The sequence below is a fragment of the Alistipes sp. i18-0019-D1 genome, assembly GCF_042852885.1.
Lineage (GTDB): Bacteria > Bacteroidota > Bacteroidia > Bacteroidales > Rikenellaceae > Alistipes.
Genome location: NZ_AP031424.1, coordinates 3,236,412 through 3,255,175 on the forward strand (window position 1 = coordinate 3,236,412; position 18,764 = coordinate 3,255,175).

The window sequence follows — 18,764 nt, forward strand, 5'->3', positions numbered from 1 at the left end:
TGTACGCAATCGCATGGCGGCCCGGTGTGTTTTCGGTCAGACTGTCATTACAAATCTTCGCCGTTGGCGTCGTTATACCTGTTTTCGTAAAACATACAGATGCGATATTTTCCAGCAGATTCTTCATGGATCATAAAACCAACCGTTTTATTTTCAAATGCCATCGCACATTTTTGGAGGTTGGAGTAGTGTTCAACGACTTTTTCAGGTGATAATTCTCCTATCGGACCGGTCATATCTTCTATCGGACCTGTCAGATAACCCAATGCTTGTTCCTTGGTAACGGAGTCCGGAACTTGTGAATAGAAAGCCGCATAGCCTTTGTTATTTACAGCCATTTCGTAGGAAAGGTGTTCATCGTCGGGAATTGTCTGTTCCTTATTGGGTTTGGTACGAGGTATATACTTTGGATTGTTTTCGAATTGTCGGCAGAGTCTGTTGAAGCGGATTTTAATATCTGTTTCACCGCAAGTATTTTGATCTGCCAACATAATTCTCCAGACTTTATTGTTGTTTGTTGCGATGTGTACATGGACATCAACTCCATTGAATTCGCCTTCCAAAACATCTTTGCCCGCTATGGAGGGTATGAACCCTTTGGCTTTCAGCTTTTCAATCATGGCGGGTTTGTATCCGTCAATCGGAATGCCGAGAAATTTCGTCACACCTGCTTTTTCGTCTTGTGCTTGCATGGCCGTGGCATACAAGAGAGCAATAGTTACACACAAAAGTTTCTTCATGGGTGTTGTCATTTTGTTGCACTTAATTGAACTAAATGGGTATGTATTTTAGTTTGCAACAAATATAGGAAAAAGAGCCGAAATTTGATAGTTTGAAATGATTTTTATCCCAAAATCACAATGCTTACGTAATTTCAGGTTGTCGGACGACATCGTGTCTTTCGGCCTTTTCGCCCGGCATTCTGCCGGGATATTTTTTTCAGGGCGTCAGATCGCCGGAAAAGGGGCAAAAACGGGGTGCTCCGTCGAAAATATCGCACGCGCGAAGCAGATTTATTCCTCTAAAGTTGCTCAAATCGGAAATAAATCGTATTTTTGTTCGTTAAAAAAGTGGTAATTTGAAGGTATCGACGGCCGGGCCGGACTGTCTTTGCAGGAATGGAGCCGAGGATCGTATGGCAATACCCTAACCCACAGCTTCGGAAATTCCGATTTTGCCGCAAAGCGGCACCAAGTTCCCTCCGAGGAGGGGATTTAGGGGAGGGTCAGAATTGCAAACGCCGCCATGGGCGGCGAACGAGTCCGGCGGATCGTGGTATCGGTGCAAAAAGTTTTAAACGGTAAATAATGTTAACTGAAGAAGAAAAGAATGCCGGTTTGACGGGGCGTATCATCCCCATCAATATCGAAGAGCAGATGAAATCGGCGTACATCGACTACTCGATGTCGGTCATCGTGTCGCGTGCGCTGCCTGACGTGCGCGACGGCATGAAACCCGTGCACCGCCGCATCCTCTACGATATGAGCGCGGAGCTGAACCTCTACTCCGACAAACCCACCCGTAAGTCCGCCCGTATCGTCGGCGACGTGCTCGGTAAGTTCCACCCCCACGGCGACACGTCGGTCTACGACGCGATGGTCCGCCTGGCGCAGGACTGGTCGATGCGTTACCCGCTGGTCGACGGGCAGGGTAACTTCGGTTCGATGGACGGCGACTCACCCGCCGCCATGCGTTACACCGAGGCCCGCATGAAGAAAATCACGGACGAAGTGATGGCCGACATCGACAAGGAGACGGTCGACTGGACGCTGAACTTCGACGATACGATCCCCGAACCCACGGTCCTGCCCACGAAAATCCCGCTGCTGATCGTCAACGGCGCCAGCGGTATCGCCGTCGGTATGGCCACGAACATGGCTCCGCACAACCTTTCGGAGGTGGTGGACGCCTGCTGCGCCTATATCGACAACCCGGAGATCACGGGCGAGGAGCTGCTGCACTACGTCAAGGGTCCCGACTTCCCCACGGGCGGTATCATCTACGGCTACGAGGGTGTGAAGGAGGCGATGCTGACGGGCCGCGGCCGCGTGATGATGCGCGCCAAGACCGACATCGAGCATACGCCCAGCGGCCGGGAGTGCATCGTCATCACGGAGATTCCCTACATGATCAACAAGGCCGAGATGATCAAGAAGATCGCCGACATGATCAACGACAAGAAGATCGACGGCATCTCCTACATCAACGACGAGTCGGACCGCAACGGCCTGCGGATCATCATTATCCTGAAGCACGACGCCGTTGCGAGCGTGGTGCTCAACACGCTGTTCAAGAACACGCCGCTGCAAACGTCGTTCGCCGTGAACAACATCGCGCTGGTCAACGGCCGGCCGCAGATGCTGCCGATGCGCGACCTGATCAAATACTTCATCGAGCACCGCCACGACGTCGTCGTGCGCCGCACGCGCTTCGACAAGCGCAAGGCCGAGGAGCGTCTGCACATCGTGCAGGGCCTGCTGATCGCACAGGACAACATCGACGAGATCGTGCGCATCATCCGCGCCTCGCAGACGCCCGACGCCGCCAAGCAGACGATGATCGAGCGTTTCGCGCTGTCGGACATCCAGGCTTCGGCCATCATCGAAATGCGCCTGCGCGCCCTGACGGGACTCGAAAGGGGCAAGCTGCTCGCCGAGCGCGACGAACTGGAGAAACTGATCGCCCACCTGACGGAGGTGCTTGCGAACGTCGGCCTGCAAATGCAGATCATCAAGGACGAGCTGCTGGAGATGAAGGAGAAGTACGGCGACGAACGCCGCTCGGAGATCGTCTACGCTTCGGAAGAGTTCAATCCCGAGGATTTCTACGCCGACGACGACATGGTGATCACCATTTCGCACATGGGTTACATCAAGCGCACGCCGCTGGCCGAATACCGCACGCAGAACCGCGGCGGAGTGGGGGCCAAGGGCAGCGCCACGCGCGACGAGGACTTCATCGAGCACATCTACGTGGCTTCGATGCACAACACGATGCTCTTCTTCACGGAGAAGGGCCGCTGCTACTGGCTCAAGGTCTACGAGATTCCGGAAGGCGCCCGTTCGTCGAAGGGCCGTGCCATCCAGAACGTCATCCAGATCGAGCCGGACGACAAGGTCCGCGCCTACATCAATGTCAAGAGCCTGGCCGATGCGGAGTATGTGAACGACAACTACATCATCATGTGCACCAAGGACGGCACGATCAAGAAGACCAAGCTGGAGGCCTACTCGCGTCCGCGCCAGAACGGCGTCAACGCCATCGTCATCCGCGAGGGCGACCAGCTGATCGAGGCCAAGCTCACCAGCGGCAACGCCGAGGTGTTGATCGCCGCCCGCGACGGCAAGGCCATCCGTTTCAACGAGTCGACGGTGCGTCCGATCGGGCGTGTCGGGGCCGGTGTGCGCGGCATCTCGATCGAGGACGGGGACGAGGTGGTCGGCATGATCTGCGTGGAACCCGATTCGAAGCAGGATGTGCTGGTATTGAGCGAGAACGGCTACGGCAAGCGTACCGATCTGGACGAATACCGCATCACCAACCGCGGCGGAAAGGGCGTGAAGACCATCAACATTACGGAAAAGACAGGCAAACTCATATCGATCCAGGCCGTCACCGACGACAACGACCTGATGATCATCAACCGTTCGGGACTCACCATACGCACCGCCGTCGGGCAGATCCGCCTCGCGGGCCGCGCTACGCAGGGCGTGCGTATCATCAACCTCCGCGAGGGCGATGCCATTGCTTCGGTGATGGCCGTGCCGGCTGCCGGGGAAGAGGAAGAAGTGCAGCCCGCGGAAGGCGTTGAGACCGGAGGCGAAACCCCCGGAACCGCTCCCGCGGAGGAATAAGAAAAAGAAACAACAAAAACTTTAAAATTTCAGTTTACCATGAAGAAAACGATTTTGACGGCTCTTGCGGCGCTGCTCGTGGCAGTTCCCGCCGTGAAGGCCCAGAAAGTGAACAAGGAAGCCCTTCTCGCCAAGATCGAAAAGAGCGACGCCGACATCGCCAACGAGAAGAAGGCGGCGAAGGCAGCAACGTGGCTCGCCCGCGGCAAGGCTTTCTACGAGGTGGCGGTGGAGCCTACGAAAAGCATCTTCGCCAACATGGAACCTGCGATGCTGAAACTGGCTGTCGGCGAACCCAAGTCGACGACGAAGGAGACGCTCAACGGCACGGAGTACGACGCATGGGTGTATCCCTATTTCACGGCTTATGTCAAGGACAACAAGGTCGTGACGTGGAAGCAGAGCAAGTGGGTGCTGAAAGACGCTCCCAAGAAGGCCATCGAGGCTTACAACAAGGCTTATGAACTCGATCCCAAGACGGCCGACAAGGTCAAGGAGGGGCTGAAGCAGGTCAGCGACTTCTGCTCGCAGGTGGGCAACGTCGGCATCGACTCGGGCAACTACGTCGAGGCCGCCGACGCTTACGTGACGGCTTTCGAAGCGCAGTCCAGCCCGGCTTACGAGAAGGCCGATCCCGCGCTGCTCTACTATGCGGGTTACCTGCTGACCGTCGACGGTTCGAACAATCCCAAGTCGTTCGCCAAGGGCGGCGAGTACCTGACCAAGGCCATTGACCTGGGTTATGCCGACGAGGAGGGCAATATCTACTACTACCTCTTCCACTGCCTCTACGGACAGAAGGACCTCGACAAGGGGAATATCATGAAAGCGAAGGATGTGCTGCTGACGGGTATCGGGAAGTTCCCGAAGAACGAGCGCATCCTCGACGGACTGATGCAGCTTTACACTGCGGAGCAGGGCGTGGGCGACCCCGCCGACCTGATCGCGCTGATCGACAAGGCCATCGAGGACAACCCGTCGAACGTGGACCTCTGGTTCGGCCGCGGCCGTATCTTCTATGCGCTGAAGGACTACGACCAGAGCATCGAATCGTTCAAGAAGGTCGTGGAGCTGAAGCCCGACCTGTTCGAAGGCAACTACTACCTGGGTGTGTTCTACACGATCAAGGGCGACGCGCTCAACAAGGAGATGAACGAGAAGCAGTACAGCAGCCAGTCGGTTTACGACGCCGATCTGAAAGTTGTCAACGATGTCTACAAGGAGGCCGTGCCCTGGTTCGAGAAGGCTCACCAGATCAAGCCCGACGATGTCGACACGCTGGAGTTCCTCAAGTCCATCTGCTTCCGTCTGCGCGACGAGGCCGGCATCATGGAGAAGTACAACACCTACAATGCCCTTTACAAGCAGGTGAAAGGCATCGAATAGCCGCTTGACGGGCGGGATTCAGCGGTGATAGTTCGCCGGTCCCGCCCTTTGAACGGAGTTGCGCTGCCGTCCGTTCGGCAGACGTTATGAAAAATGCCCGGCTGGAAAGCCGGGCATTTTTGTTTTGAAATGGAACGGGCGCAGAATCGCAGATAAGGTTTTGGGGACTGTCCCTGCGCATCCTGAATTCCGGCTTTCAGCCGGGCGGTTAGCGGGCGATGCGGCCCGAGACGGAGCCGCGGGCCAGCTGTTCGACCTCCGCGGCCGTGAACTGGTTGTAGTCGCCCGGCACGGTGTTTTTCAATGCGCAGGCCGCGGTTCCGAAGTCCAGCGCAAACTGTGCGTCGCCGGGATGTGCGGCCATTCCGTAGAGCAATCCGCCCACGAAGGCGTCGCCCACGCCGACACAGTCGACCACGGGGTCGATGTCGTAAACCCGTGCGGAGAGCAGACGCCCGCCCGTGTAGAGCGTCCCCGAGATCAGGTGGTGGTTGGCGCTCAACACGCTGCGCAGTCCGAAGACGATGCTCCGGCAGCGGGGGAAGCGCGCCGCAACCTGTGCCGAAGCCCGTTCGTAACCCGCCGTGTCGGGACGGTAGCCGGCGTCGCGGGCCGCAAACTGCGGCAGCTGCATGCCGAGCACCTTCTCGTATTCGTCGTCCGTGCCGAAGAAGGCGTCGCACTGCTCCATCAGCGGCGGCAGCACCTCCTGGGGCTCCTTGCCGTATTTCCAGAGGTTCTTGCGGTAGTTGATGTCGCACGAGACGGTCAGTCCCGCCGCGCGTGCCGCCGCAATCGCCTCGGCGCACACGGCCGCCGTGTCGGCGCTCACCGCGGCCGAAATCCCCGACCAGTGGAACCACGAGGCGCCGCGGAAGACGCCGGCCCAGTCGATCATCCCCGGTTGCAGGGTGTCGAAGGCCGAGTCGGCGCGGTCGTAGACGACGTGCGACGAGCGCATCGCGGCGGCCTCCTCCATGTAGCAAATCCCGAGCCGCTTGCCGCCGCGCAGGATGCCGTCCGTCCGTACGCCGTAGCGGCGCAGGTCGTCGATGCAGGCGTCGGCTACCCGGTTGTCCGGCAGGCGGGTGACGAATTCGCTTTGCAAGCCGTAGTTGGCGAGCGATACGGCGACGTTGGCCTCGCTTCCGCCGTAGCTGGCGCGGAAGAGGTTCGTCTGGTTGAAACGTAGGTAATCGGGCGGCGTGAGCCGCATCATGATCTCCCCGAAGGTAACGATCTTTTGTCTGTCCATGATTTTTGTGAATAGGAATTACAAATATAGGTAAAAAGCCGGACAACTGCAAGACCGGATGACGCCCGGTTCGGGAAAAGGCTCCGACATGTGAAAGGCCCGGTCGTCGGACCGGGCCTTTCGGAAAAGGCAGGACGTTATGCCTGCCCTTTTTTTGGGGGGGGGCTTTTACTTGCGGACCGTTACCTGGAGGGGCGACACGGCGGCGGCCTGCGCCTGCGCGATCTCTTCGACCCACTCCTTCATGTCCTCCACGCCGCCCTGGCTCCAGCCCGAACCGGCGTAGTAAGTCAGCGTCTGGCCGGGTTTCACGGCCTTGACGGCTACGGCGTGGCCCAGCGTGTCCGCGAGCATCTCGGCTCCGGGCAGGATCACACCCAGGTAGATGTCGCCGTCGCGCGCGGGGTTCTTCGAGTCCGAAGCGGCCTCGCACATACCCATCCAGCCTTCGCCGCGCTGCATCTGCTTCACGTCGTGGCGCACGAAGCCCGCGGCGATCGGCATCTCGGCGAACGCGCCCTCGTAGACATTGTCCATGCGGTTGAAGCGCTGGTTGGCGTCGAGCGAGATGACTTTGGTGAGCGTCACGGGCGTACCGTCGACGTCGAACGGGGCGTAGGTCAATTCGACCGAAGTGCGGATCGGGCCGTTGTCGAGCGTCCGGGCCGTGGCGTAGTTGTGTCCCATCATCCAGAATTTGCCGCCGGCGAAGGGCAGCGATGCGCCCGAACCGAGCGTCACGCCCACCTTGTAGCAGTCCATGCCGTCGCCGTAGTTGTGGTGGTAGTTGCCCCGGGCGTACCACTCGTCGATCACCAGTTTGTCGGAGCACTTCACCCATACGTCAATGCCCGGGGTGATGAGCTTCTCGGGCGAGGTTTCGAGCGCCGGGCCGTAGAGGCGGTAGGCTACCTTGTTGTTCTCCCAGGCGTAGTCGTCGTAACGCTCGGGAACCGTGCGGCCGAACGCCTCGGCGGGGTAGTTCTCACGCTGGCCGGTGGCCAGTCTGAACCGCTTGGTCTCCATCGGGTCGGCATCGGTCTGGAAGATCAGCGCCTGCGGCTCCGTTCCGCCGCGGAAGAGGACCTGCGAGGGGATCTGCTCGTTGTCGTCGTTCAGGACGACGATGTTGTCCGGCGTCACGCCCTTGAGCGCGGCGACTTCGGACCAGGTGATTTCGACGGTTTCGTCATCGCGTTCGGTCGGGGTCGTGTTGGCGACTTCGACCTTCAAACCGGGCGTGCAGGAGGCCATCAGGAGGGCTGCAGCCCACAAAATCGGGTTTTTCATAAAATTAGAATTGAAGTTTTTCCATTGTTTGTAGGCAAATTTACAATTTTTCCGTATATTGGTCAACCAAAACGGCAAATATTCTATTTAATTCGGTAATTTTTCATATTCCGAGTGGCGGAAAGTTACTAATTTTACGTTGTGAAAAAGAGCCTGATACGCATAGAAATTTAACCGCGATACCTTTATTTTTTATGAAACAGTTCAACGACGACAACTTTCTGTTGCAGACCCCGACGGCCGAACGCCTCTACCACGAGCATGCGGCCCGGATGCCGATCATCGACTACCATTGCCATCTGATTCCCGAGTATGTGGCTTCGGACCACCGCTTCGACAACCTGTCGAAAATCTGGCTCGAAGGCGACCATTACAAATGGCGCGCCATGCGCACCAACGGGGTCGACGAGCGTTACTGCACGGGCAAAAATACCTCCGACTGGGAGAAGTTCGAGAAGTGGGCCGAGACGGTTCCCTACACCATGCGCAACCCGCTCTACCACTGGACCCACCTCGAACTGAAGACGGCTTTCGGGGTGACGGAACTCTTGAACCCCTCGACGGCGCGCGAAATCTACGACCATTGCACGGCGCTGTTGCAGCGTCCCGAATACCACGCCCGCGGCCTGATGCAGCGCTATAATGTCGAGGTGGTCTGCACGACGGACGATCCCGTGGATTCGCTCGAACACCACATCAAGGTCCGCGAGGACGGTTTTGCGACGAAGATGCTCCCCACGTGGCGTCCCGACAAGGCGATGGCCGTGGAGGTCCCGTCCGAGTTCCGGGCCTACATGGACAAGCTGTCGGAGGTCTCGGGCGTCACGATCGCGAAGTTCGCCGATGTGATCAACGCCCTGCGCGTGCGTCACAAGTTCTTCGAGTCGGTCGGCTGCCGCCTTTCGGACCACGGCATCGAGGAGTTCTATGCCGAGGATTACACGCAGGCCGAGATCGACGCCATTTTTAATAAGGTATACGGCGGGCACGCGCTCACGCACGGGGAGATCCTCAAGTTCAAGACCGCCATGATGGTCGAGTTCGCCACGATGGACTGGGAGACGGGCTGGACCCAGCAGTTCCACTACGGCGCCATCCGCAACAACAACTCCCGCATGTTCCGCCAGTTGGGCGCCGACACGGGTTTCGATTCGATCGGCGACTTCACGGTCGGCAAGCAGATGTCGAAATTCTTCGACATGCTCGACCGCAACGACCGCCTCACCAAGACCATCATCTACAACCTCAATCCCCGTGACAACGAGCTGGTGGCCACGATGATCGGCAACTTCCAGGACGGCCGCTACGGCGCCGGGAAGATCCAGTTCGGTTCGGGCTGGTGGTTCCTCGACCAGAAGGACGGCATGGAGAAGCAGATGAACGCCCTCTCGACGCTGGGATTGTTGAGCCGCTTCGTGGGCATGCTGACCGACTCGCGCTCGTTCCTTTCCTACCCGCGCCACGAGTATTTCCGCCGCACGCTGTGCAACCTCGTGGGCAATGACATCGAGAGCGGCCTGCTGCCCGCCTCGGAGATCGACTTCATCGGAAAGGAGATCATCGAGGGCATCTGCTACCGCAACGCCAAGGACTATTTCAAATTTTAAGTTGACACAATACCATGAAAATCGTAACATTAGGTGAAATCATGCTGCGTCTTTCGACGCCCGGAAACACGCGTTTCGTTCAGTCCGATTCGTTCGACGTCGTCTACGGCGGCGGCGAGGCCAACGTGGCCGTTTCGTGCGCCAACTACGGCCACGAGGCTTATTTCGTCTCGAAGCTTCCGAAGCACGAGATCGGCCAGTCGGCGGTCAATGCCCTGCGCAAATACGGCGTCCGGACCGATTTCATCGCCCGCGGCGGCGACCGCGTGGGTATCTACTACCTCGAAACCGGGGCTTCGATGCGTCCCTCGAAGGTGATCTACGATCGTGCGCATTCGTCCATCGCCGAGGCCGACGCCGCTGATTTCGATTTCGACGCCATCATGGAGGGCGCCGACTGGTTCCACTGGTCGGGCATCACCCCCGCGATTTCGGACAAGGCCGCCGAGCTGACCCGCCTGGCCTGCATCGCGGCCAAGAAGCACGGCGTGACGGTGTCGGTGGACCTGAATTTCCGCAAGAAACTCTGGACCAAGGAGAAAGCCCAGTCGATCATGAAACCCCTGATGGAGTATGTCGACGTCTGTATCGGCAACGAGGAGGACGCCGAACTGTGCCTCGGGTTCAAGCCCGATGCCGACGTCGAGGGCGGCGAAACCAATGCCGAAGGCTACAAGGGCATTTTCCGCCAGATGGCCGAGACGTTCGGGTTCAAGTATGTGATCTCGACACTGCGCGAGTCGTTCTCGGCGACGCACAACGGCTGGAAGGCCATGATTTACAACGGCAAGGAGTTCTACGAGTCGAAGCGTTACGACATCGACCCGATCATCGACCGCGTGGGCGGCGGCGACTCGTTCTCGGGCGGCGTGATCCACGGCCTGCTGACCAAGCCCACGCAGGGCGAGGCACTCGAATTCGCCGTGGCGGCATCGGCCCTGAAGCACACGATCAACGGCGACTTCAACCTCGTATCGGCCGAGGAGGTGGAATCGTTGGCCGGAGGTAATGCCAGCGGCCGCGTCCAGCGCTGATTTTGCCGTGAGGGCGGACGCCTTTCGGCCTTCCCTTGCAGGCCCCGAATGGGAAATAGGCTACTATGTCCCATCCGTGTCCTGCGGCGCGAAAACCGAAATCCGTCTCGCCCTGACGACAAAATGGATTTGATTGGTAATTAAAATACAATGAGATAATGGCACGTTTTTCAAAAATGCAAGTCATGGAGGCCATTGCCAAAACCGGCATGGTTCCCGTTTTCTATCACGCTGACGCCGAGATCGCCAAGCAGGTCGTGAAAGCCTGCTACGAGGGCGGCGTGCGCGCTTTCGAGTTCACCAACCGCGGCGATTTCGCTTCGGAGGTATTCGTCGAGGTCATCAAGTTCGCCGCCAAAGAGTGCCCCGAAATGGTGCTGGGCGTCGGTACGATCGTCGATGCCCCGACCGCGGCGCTTTACATCCAGTACGGGGCCAATTTCGTCGTGGGTCCCTACCTGAACGCCGAGGTCGCCAAGGTCTGCAACCGTCATCTGGTTCCCTACACTCCCGGCTGCGGATCGGTCACCGAGATCGGTTTCGCACAGGAGTTGGGCTGCGACCTGACGAAGGTGTTCCCCGCGGGCAACGTGGGCGGCCCGTCGTTCGTCAAAAACGTCAAAGCGCCGCTGCCGTGGTCGAACATCATGGCCACCGGAGCCGTGGAGCCGACCGAGGAGAACCTCACGGCGTGGTTCAAGGCCGGCGTTTTCTGCGTGGGCATGGGCTCGCAGCTCTTTCCGAAAGAGGTCATCGCCGCGAAGGACTGGGCGGCTATCACCGAAAAATGCCGTTTCGCACTCGGCGTAATTGCCGGGCTGCGCTGAATGTAAACCCGCAGGCCGCCGGAGGGCGCGCCTGCAATCACCGACAGACACTGACACTACTTAATTAAACCTCCATAATGACAAACAACAAATCGACTCTCGCTGGGAAGATGACGCAGTATCGCTGGGTCATCTGTGCGATGCTCTTCTTCGCAACGACCGTTAACTACCTCGACCGTCAGGTGCTCTCGCTGACGTGGGACGAGTTCATCAAACCCGAATTCCACTGGAACGAGTACCACTACGGACTTATCACTTCGATCTTCTCGATCGTCTATGCCGTCTGCATGCTCTTCGCGGGCCGTTTCATCGACTGGATGGGAACCAAGAAAGGTTATCTGTGGGCCATCGGCGTCTGGTCGATGGGCGCCTGCATGCACGCCCTCTGCGGCATTGCCACCGAGGCGTGGGTGGGACTTCCCGATGCCGCCGCGCTGCGCGCCGTCGAGGCCGGGTCGGCCCTGGCCGCTACCATCGCCATGGTCAGCATGTATTTCTTCATCGCCGCGCGCTGCATCCTCGCGCTGGGCGAGGCGGGCAACTTCCCGGCAGCCATCAAGGTGACCGCCGAGTACTTCCCCAAGAAGGACCGCGCCTACGCTACCTCGATCTTCAATGCCGGCGCCTCGATCGGCGCGCTGTTCGCCCCGCTGACCATTCCGCTGCTGGCGAAAGCCTGGGGCTGGGAGATGGCCTTCATCGTGATCGGCGCCCTGGGCTTCGTCTGGATGGGCTTCTGGGTCTTCATGTACAAAAAACCGTCGGACCACCCGAAGGTGAATGCCGCCGAACTGGAGTACATCGAGCAGGACCAGCACGAAGTGATCGACGGCGAGGCTGTCGGAAAGGAGCAGGAGGGCGAGAAGATCTCCTTCTGGAAAACGCTCGGCTTCAAACAGACATGGGCCTTCGCCTTCGGTAAGTTCATGACCGACGGCGTGTGGTGGTTCTTCCTCTTCTGGACCCCCTCGTACCTCAATTCGCAGTTCGGCATCAAGATGTCCGAAGGGCTGGGCGTGGCGCTGATCTTCACGCTCTACGCCATCACGATGCTGTCGATCTACGGCGGCAAACTCCCGACGATCATCATTAACAAAACGGGCCTGAACCCCTATGCGGCACGTATGCGCGCCATGCTGATCTTTGCGTTCATCCCCCTGCTGGTGTTGCTGGCGCAACCCTTGGGCACCATTTCGCCGTGGTTCCCGATCATCCTGATCGGTTTGGGCGGCGCGGCGCACCAGTCGTGGTCGGCCAACATCTTCTCGACCATCGGCGACATGTTCCCTAAGTCGGCGATCGCCACCGTGACGGGTATCGGCGGCATGGCCGGCGGCGTAGGCTCGATGATCCTGCAATGGTTCGCCGGGTGGCTGTTCGTGCATGCCGACGAAACGTCGATGCAGTTCATGGGCTTCGAGGGCAAACCCGCCGGATATTTCGTCGTTTTCTGTATCTGCGCTGTGGCTTACCTCATCGGCTGGATCGTGATGAAGACGCTGGTTCCGAAATACAAGCCGATTGTATTGGAGTAATTTAAAAAACTGACATACAATGATTAAGCAACTGAATAAGTCGACCGTCGAAAAGGTCGGCCGCCCCGTTCGCATCCTGCAATTCGGCGAAGGCAACTTCTTGAGGGCCTTCGTGGACTGGCAGATCGACATCGCCAACGAGAAAGGCGTCATGGATGCCGGCGTGGCCGTGTGCCAGCCGATCGTCGACCCCGAGCATAAGGTGCTGGGGATGATCGATCTGATGCACAAACAGGACAACATGTACCACGTCTACCTGGAGGGCATCGAGAACAGGCAGCCCAAGAAGGACGTGCGGCTGGTGAAGAGCATCATGGATTCGTTCAATCCCTATGTGGACTATGCGAAATACGAGGCCTGTTTCCTCTCGCCGGAGCTGAAGATCACCATTTCCAACACCACCGAGGCGGGCATCCGCTACGAGGAGGGCGACGACCTGACGGCCTGTCCGCCGAAGTCGTATCCCGCCAAGATGACGGCGCTGTTGTACAAGCGTTTCAAACACTTCAACGGCGATCCGGCGAAAGGGCTGTGCATCATCTGCTGCGAACTGATCGAGAACAACGGCTCGACGCTGCACGAATATGTCATCCGCCATGCCGAATATCACAAGCTGGGGCAGGACTTCATCGACTGGGTCGAAAAGAACTGCCACTTCTGCGACACGCTCGTGGACCGCATCGTGCCGGGCTTTCCGCGCGAGCAGATCGGCGAGATCAAGGAGGAGATCGGCTATGACGACAATCTCGTGGTGAAGGCCGAGCTGTACCACCTCTGGGCCATCGGCGGAGAGGGCTACAAGGAGGTGATGAAGGAACTTCCGCTGGACAAGGCGGGGCTGCACGTCGTTTTCATGCCGTCGATCAAGCAGTTCCGCGACAAGAAGGTCCGCATCCTGAACGGATCGCACACGGGTATGGTCCCCATCGCCCTGCAAATGGGCTGCCAGACGGTGATGGACGCTTTCAATACGCCCGCCATCGAGCGGTTCATCAACGACATGGTCGCCGAGGAGGTCATTCCGATGATCGACGAGGACCGGGAGGAGCTGACGAAGTTCGCCGCCGGGATCCTGGAGCGGTTCTACAATCCCTTCATCAAACACATGCTCCGCTCCATTTCGCTCAACTCGCTCTCGAAGTGGGAGGCGCGCAACTATCCGACCGTGCGCGACAACTGGTTCAAGGCGCAGCGGCTGGCCGAGCGCGAAGCATTCACGTTCGCCGCGCTGATGACCCTCTACGGGCCGAACAGCGGCTTCGAACCCGACGACACGAAGGAGTTCGTGGACTACATCCGCGCCAACTGGGATTCGGCCGACATGGAGGCCGCGATCGCGAAGATCGTGAAGGAGAGCGGCATCTTCACCGTCGACTTCTCGGAGGTTCCGGGATTCATCCCGGCCGTTGCGGGCTATGTCCGCGACATCGAGGCGCTGGGCATGGAGGGCGCCTTGGCGAAGTTCTTGAAGAAATAATTTACCTTCGGAGGGCAGGGTGCGGCCTCTTTTCGGAGGCCGATCCTGCCCTTTTCAGCATACGATGATTATGAAACGATTCCTGAAAATCAACGCCGCGGACAATGTCGCCGTGGCGCTGGCCGACGACTTGCACGAGGGCGAGACGCTCGATGTCGAGGGCGTCGCCGTGACGCTTCGCGAGGACGTTGCGCGCGGTCATAAGTTCGCCCTGCGCGACATCGCCGCGGGCGAGAACGTCGTGAAGTACGGCTATCCCATCGGCCATGCCACGCAGGACGTGCCGCAGGGCGGGTGGATCCACTCCCACAACCTGAAAACCAACCTGCGCGACGACCTCGAATACAGCTACACCCCGAAGGTCTACGACGTGGACTTTCCGCGGCGCGACGTGCGGGTGATGGGTTACCTGCGCCGCAACGGCGCGATGGGCATCCGCAACGAATTGTGGATCGTGCCCTCGGTGGGGTGTGTCAACGGGCAGGCGCAGGCCATCGCGGAGCGCGTGAAGCGCGAGTGCGACTGTTCGCACCTCGACGATGTGCGGGTTTACACCCACAACTACGGCTGTTCGCAGCTGGGCGACGACCACGCCAATACGCAGCGGGCGCTGGCCGCGCTGGTGAAGCACCCCAATGCGGGCGCGGTGCTGGTGCTGGGCCTCGGGTGCGAGAACAACCAGGTGTCGGCGCTGAAAGAGGTGATCGGCGAATGGGACGACGAGCGCGTGAAGTTCCTCGTAGCGCAGGAGGTCGAGGACGAGATCGAAGCCGGCTTCGAGATCTGCCGCGAACTGGTCGGAAAGACCAAAGCCGATAAACGCCAACCGCTTCCGCTCGCTTACTTCAAGGTGGGCTTGAAGTGCGGCGGCTCGGACGGTTTTTCGGGCATCACGGCCAATCCGCTGGTGGGGCTGTTCTCCGACTGGCTGATCGCGCAGGGCGGCACGACGGTGCTGACGGAGGTTCCCGAGATGTTCGGCGCCGAGACGATCCTGATGGACCGCGCCGCGGACCGCGGGGTTTTCGACGGGACGGTCTCGCTGATCAACGATTTCAAGCACTATTTCCGCAAGTTCGACCAGCCCATCTACGAGAATCCCTCGCCGGGCAACAAGAAGGGCGGCATCACGACCCTTGAGGAGAAATCGCTCGGCTGCGTGCAGAAGGGCGGGGCGCAGCCCGTCGTCGACGTGCTGACCTACGCACAGCCCATCGAAAAGCAGGGGCTCAATCTGTTGCAGGCTCCGGGCAACGACCTGGTGGCCGCCTCGGCGCTGGCCCTCTCGGGCTGCCAGCTGGTGCTCTTCACCACGGGGCGCGGCACGCCTTTCGGGTCGTTCGTGCCCACGATGAAGATTTCGACCAACACGCAGCTCGCGGAGTTCAAGGCCAACTGGATCGACTTCAACGCCGGTACGCTGGTCGAGGACGAGGAGCCGCAGGCCGTGCTGGACCGCTTCATCGACAAGGTTCTGGCCACGGCCGGCGGCGAACGTCTCAAGCACGAGAAGACGGGCTTCAAGGAGATCGCCATCTTCAAGACGGGGGTGACGCTGTAAAATATTACTCCGGTTTTCGATCGTTCCAGTGCATTGCTCGGCTGTATTCGTCGCCTGCGGCGCCGTTTATAAGTCTGACCCACCCCTAAATCCCCTCCTCGGAGGGGGCTTAAGGCGCAAAAACACGCGCCTTGACTGCAGTGGCGGCTCGGCAATTCGCAAGCGATTGCGCTCGCCTGTTGCCCGCAGTTGTCGCGACGTATCCGGAATGACGAAGGTAATGAATTCCAAAATGCTTGATAATGAAATTTTCAGTAATCGCAGCGATACTTCTCTTTTCCGTTTTTGCGGCCTCGGCGGAGACGGTTTATACCGTCGACTGCAACGGCGGCGGGGATTTCCGGACCATTCAGGAATGCTTCGACGCCCTGCCTTCGAAACCGTCGGAGTGGCGCACGGTGCGGATCATGCCCGGTGTCTATCGCGAGAAGGTGACGCTCGACGTCTACAAGGACAAGGTCCGGATTCTGGGCGATGAAATGGCTGAAACCCGCATCGTCTGGGACGACTATGCCGGCAAAGTCGTCGATGGCCGCGAGCTGACCACCTACGACAGCTATACGATGTCTGTCCGGGCCGACGAGGTCTGTCTGGATTGCCTGACCGTCGAGAACGATGCCGGAAGGGTAGGGCAGGCCGTGGCGCTCGAAACCCGCGGCGACCGCATCCATCTGTATCATTGTGCGCTCATCGGCGATCAGGACACCTTTTTTGCCCGCGGCTACGTTTCGCGCGTGCATGTCGAGAATTGCCATATCGAGGGAACCACCGATTTCATCTTCGGCCCTTCGATCGTGCTGTTCGAGTGTTCGACGATCCATTGCAAGGCCGACAGTTTCATCACGGCGGCCTCGACCACCGAGCGTAACGAATACGGATTCGTCTTCTCCTGCTGCCGTGTGACGGCGGCCGAAGGGGTGACGCGGGTTTACCTCGGGCGTCCGTGGAAATCCACGGCCCGCACCGTGTGGCTGGAGTGTGAATTTCCGGCGGCGATCCGTCCCGAGGGGTGGCGCGACTGGCACGACGCGGCGCGCAAGGGCGACGTGTACTATGCCGAATGGCGCTGCGAGGGTCCCGGCGCCGACCGTTCGGGCCGCGTGGCGTGGTCGCGGGAGCTGACCGACGCCGAGGCCGACGTTTACGACAACCGGCGTGTCTTTGCCAAAAAGACCGGCTCCGAACAGTTCCGCGACGACTGGGAAGGCGGCGCGGAATGGACAGCCCGATAAGCCTTATTTTTACGGTATCACCCCTGCCGGAAGTATCTCCGGCAGGGGTGATTTTCATTCGGGGACACTTCTTCCGTGCCGGCGGCCGGTTCCGGAAGCCTTACGCGATCTTGTCGTAGATGGTTTTCAGCCGGCGGGTCATGAAGAACTGGATCACCCCGCGCAGGAACATGTAGAGCGTGAAGGCCAGCCAGAGGGCGTTGTTGCCGATCAGCGGGTAGCAGGCGTAGTAGATGGCGAAGTAGGCCGCCGTGGCCCAGAACATCGAGTTGCGCATGACGCGCGTTTCGGTGGCCCCGACCATGATGCCGTCCATGATGAAGGGCATGGCCGAGGCGATCGGGATGAGGATGATCCAGACGATGTAGCGGCCCGCCAGTTCCTCGATCGCCCCGGCGTTGGGCGCCGAGTGGTCTATGAACACGCCCACCAGGTCGCGCCACCAGACGAGGTAGATGCCCACGAAGACCACCGATACGAGCGTTCCCCAGGCGATGCACCTACGCAGGCAGTCGCGCAGCGACACGCTGTCGCGGGCGCCGATGAAACGTCCCGTGAGCGCCTCGGCGGCGTAGGCGAAGCCGTCGTTCATGTAGGAAAAGAGCGTGAAGAGTTGCAGCAGCAGGGTGTTCACGGCCAGCAGCGCGGGGTCGTCCATGCGCGCCGACGCCCCGGTGAAGAAGGTGTAGACCGCGACGATGCAGAACGTGCGCAGGATGATGTCGCGGTTGATGATGAAGAACGTCTTCAGCGGTTTGAAGTCCAGCACCTCCGACCAGTCGATCCCGGTTAGGATCGGACGGTATTTGACCGCGAGCAGCAGCGCCGAGAGCACCACGCCGGTCCATTGGGCGATCACCGAGGCGTAGGCGATGCCCACGATGCCCATGTCCATCCCGAAGGCGAACCAGAGGCTGCAAAGGATGTGCACGACGTTGACCGTGATGGCCGTCAGCATGGGGAATATGGCGTTCTGCATCCCCGTGAACCAGCCGTTGAAGCCGAAGAGCACGATGCCCGCCGGCACGGCCCAGATGCGGGCGTAGAAGTAGTCGCGGGTCATCCCGCTGCCGTTCATGGCCCAGAGGGCCAGTTCGCCCACGGGGTATTGGAGCAGGATCATCAGCACGCCCATCACCGCCGATACCGACAGCGCGCGGGCCAGCATGTTGGTGCACTCGCGGAAATCGCCCGCGCCGAACGCCTGGGCCGTCAGCCCGCTGGTTCCCATGCGCACGAACGAGCAGTTCCAGTAGATGAAGTTGAAGATCGAGACGCCGATGGCCAGCGCGCCGATCGTGGCGGCGGAGTCGGCTCCCCAATGTCCGGCGATGGCGGTCGATACGATGCCCATCAGCGGCACGGTGATGTTCGAGACGATATTGGGGAGCGCGATGCGCAGTATTTCGCGGTTCATGTTCATAACGCAGGATCGGGTGTCGCAGCCGATGCCGGGCGCCGCAGGGTTCCCGCCGGAATGCGGCCGGTCATCGGGGAGTTAATTTTCGGCAAAGATACGGCAAAAGCGGGCGTTTTGTCGCCCTTCGGCGCAATTATTCCCAAAACGGTTGAAATCGGGCACGTTATGTGTTATAATCCGGAAAAATGGATTACCTTTGCCGGGTGAGAACCCGGCTCGGACGGGCTGCGCCCGGCATAACGCGCGTGACCCCGGTCGGCACGTCCCGGTCTCTGCCCGATAATTT

General features: G+C 59.5%; 13 protein-coding genes. 9 read left to right on the top strand and 4 right to left on the bottom strand.

What is annotated here, in order from left to right; translation table 11 throughout:
• Positions 1–47: 47 nt before the first annotated feature.
• Entirely contained in the window at positions 48–740 is a 693-nt protein-coding gene (locus ACGHP5_RS13505; protein ID WP_390567232.1) for a hypothetical protein, read from the bottom strand.
• 567 nt (positions 741–1,307) lie between these two features.
• On the opposite strand from ACGHP5_RS13505, the gene gyrA reads away from it, so the two are divergent.
• Together gyrA and ACGHP5_RS13515 are read left to right on the top strand one after the other, a co-directional pair.
• Entirely contained in the window at positions 1,308–3,854 is a 2,547-nt protein-coding gene (gene gyrA, locus ACGHP5_RS13510) for a DNA gyrase subunit A (protein WP_290532967.1), read from the top strand.
• A 39-nt stretch (positions 3,855–3,893) separates the two neighbouring features.
• The gene (locus tag ACGHP5_RS13515) at positions 3,894–5,240 is read left to right on the top strand and encodes a lipopolysaccharide assembly protein LapB (protein WP_290532968.1); all 1,347 of its coding nucleotides are present in this window, start codon (positions 3,894–3,896) and stop codon (positions 5,238–5,240) included.
• Positions 5,241–5,448: 208 nt separating this feature from the next.
• On the opposite strand, the gene ACGHP5_RS13520 is transcribed toward ACGHP5_RS13515, so the two are convergent.
• Positions 5,449–6,495 (bottom strand): PfkB family carbohydrate kinase, encoded by a 1,047-nt coding sequence (locus tag ACGHP5_RS13520; protein WP_390567235.1) that lies wholly within the window; start codon positions 6,493–6,495, stop codon positions 5,449–5,451.
• Positions 6,496–6,663: 168 nt separating this feature from the next.
• Positions 6,664–7,785 (bottom strand): DUF4861 family protein, encoded by a 1,122-nt coding sequence (locus tag ACGHP5_RS13525; protein WP_390567237.1) that lies wholly within the window; start codon positions 7,783–7,785, stop codon positions 6,664–6,666.
• A gap of 194 nt (positions 7,786–7,979) precedes the next feature.
• Here ACGHP5_RS13525 and uxaC point away from each other — a divergent pair, with 194 nt between their 5' ends.
• From uxaC to ACGHP5_RS13560, 7 genes are all read left to right on the top strand, one after another.
• Positions 7,980–9,392, top strand: coding sequence for a glucuronate isomerase (gene uxaC / locus ACGHP5_RS13530; RefSeq protein ID WP_390567239.1), 1,413 nt, complete (start codon positions 7,980–7,982; stop codon positions 9,390–9,392).
• Positions 9,393–9,406: 14 nt separating this feature from the next.
• Entirely contained in the window at positions 9,407–10,426 is a 1,020-nt protein-coding gene (locus ACGHP5_RS13535) for a sugar kinase (RefSeq protein WP_295905478.1), read from the top strand.
• 158 nt (positions 10,427–10,584) lie between these two features.
• The gene (locus ACGHP5_RS13540) at positions 10,585–11,253 is read left to right on the top strand and encodes a bifunctional 4-hydroxy-2-oxoglutarate aldolase/2-dehydro-3-deoxy-phosphogluconate aldolase (RefSeq protein ID WP_390567241.1); all 669 of its coding nucleotides are present in this window, start codon (positions 10,585–10,587) and stop codon (positions 11,251–11,253) included.
• Positions 11,254–11,363: 110 nt separating this feature from the next.
• Positions 11,364–12,788, top strand: a complete 1,425-nt coding sequence (locus ACGHP5_RS13545) for an MFS transporter (RefSeq protein WP_374048500.1) — start codon at positions 11,364–11,366, stop codon at positions 12,786–12,788.
• A gap of 19 nt (positions 12,789–12,807) precedes the next feature.
• Positions 12,808–14,265 (top strand): tagaturonate reductase, encoded by a 1,458-nt coding sequence (locus ACGHP5_RS13550; RefSeq protein ID WP_390567243.1) that lies wholly within the window; start codon positions 12,808–12,810, stop codon positions 14,263–14,265.
• 67 nt (positions 14,266–14,332) lie between these two features.
• A complete protein-coding gene (locus tag ACGHP5_RS13555; RefSeq protein ID WP_390568442.1) occupies positions 14,333–15,826 on the top strand; it encodes a UxaA family hydrolase in 1,494 nt (497 codons plus the stop codon).
• A gap of 242 nt (positions 15,827–16,068) precedes the next feature.
• On the top strand, positions 16,069–17,058 hold the full coding sequence (locus tag ACGHP5_RS13560) for a pectinesterase family protein (RefSeq protein WP_337757011.1): 990 nt from the start codon (positions 16,069–16,071) through the stop codon (positions 17,056–17,058).
• Between the two features lie 100 nt (positions 17,059–17,158).
• Here the strand turns inward: ACGHP5_RS13560 and ACGHP5_RS13565 are convergent, their stop codons facing one another.
• Entirely contained in the window at positions 17,159–18,481 is a 1,323-nt protein-coding gene (locus tag ACGHP5_RS13565; protein ID WP_337771689.1) for an MATE family efflux transporter, read from the bottom strand.
• Between the last annotated feature and the right edge of the window lie 283 nt (positions 18,482–18,764).

Bases quoted from the DNA above. Each gene is read 5' to 3' on its own strand.
- ACGHP5_RS13540 (WP_390567241.1), top strand. From the start codon at position 10,585: ATGGCACGTTTTTCAAAAATGCAAGTCATGGAGGCCATTGCCAAAACC.
- gyrA (WP_290532967.1), top strand. From the start codon at position 1,308: ATGTTAACTGAAGAAGAAAAGAATGCCGGTTTGACGGGGCGTATCATC.
- ACGHP5_RS13505 (WP_390567232.1), bottom strand. From the start codon at position 740: ATGAAGAAACTTTTGTGTGTAACTATTGCTCTCTTGTATGCCACGGCC.
- ACGHP5_RS13545 (WP_374048500.1), top strand. From the start codon at position 11,364: ATGACGCAGTATCGCTGGGTCATCTGTGCGATGCTCTTCTTCGCAACG.
- ACGHP5_RS13565 (WP_337771689.1), bottom strand. From the start codon at position 18,481: ATGAACATGAACCGCGAAATACTGCGCATCGCGCTCCCCAATATCGTC.
- ACGHP5_RS13520 (WP_390567235.1), bottom strand. From the start codon at position 6,495: ATGGACAGACAAAAGATCGTTACCTTCGGGGAGATCATGATGCGGCTC.
- ACGHP5_RS13525 (WP_390567237.1), bottom strand. From the start codon at position 7,785: ATGAAAAACCCGATTTTGTGGGCTGCAGCCCTCCTGATGGCCTCCTGC.
- ACGHP5_RS13550 (WP_390567243.1), top strand. From the start codon at position 12,808: ATGATTAAGCAACTGAATAAGTCGACCGTCGAAAAGGTCGGCCGCCCC.
- uxaC (WP_390567239.1), top strand. From the start codon at position 7,980: ATGAAACAGTTCAACGACGACAACTTTCTGTTGCAGACCCCGACGGCC.
- ACGHP5_RS13515 (WP_290532968.1), top strand. From the start codon at position 3,894: ATGAAGAAAACGATTTTGACGGCTCTTGCGGCGCTGCTCGTGGCAGTT.
- ACGHP5_RS13535 (WP_295905478.1), top strand. From the start codon at position 9,407: ATGAAAATCGTAACATTAGGTGAAATCATGCTGCGTCTTTCGACGCCC.
- ACGHP5_RS13560 (WP_337757011.1), top strand. From the start codon at position 16,069: ATGAAATTTTCAGTAATCGCAGCGATACTTCTCTTTTCCGTTTTTGCG.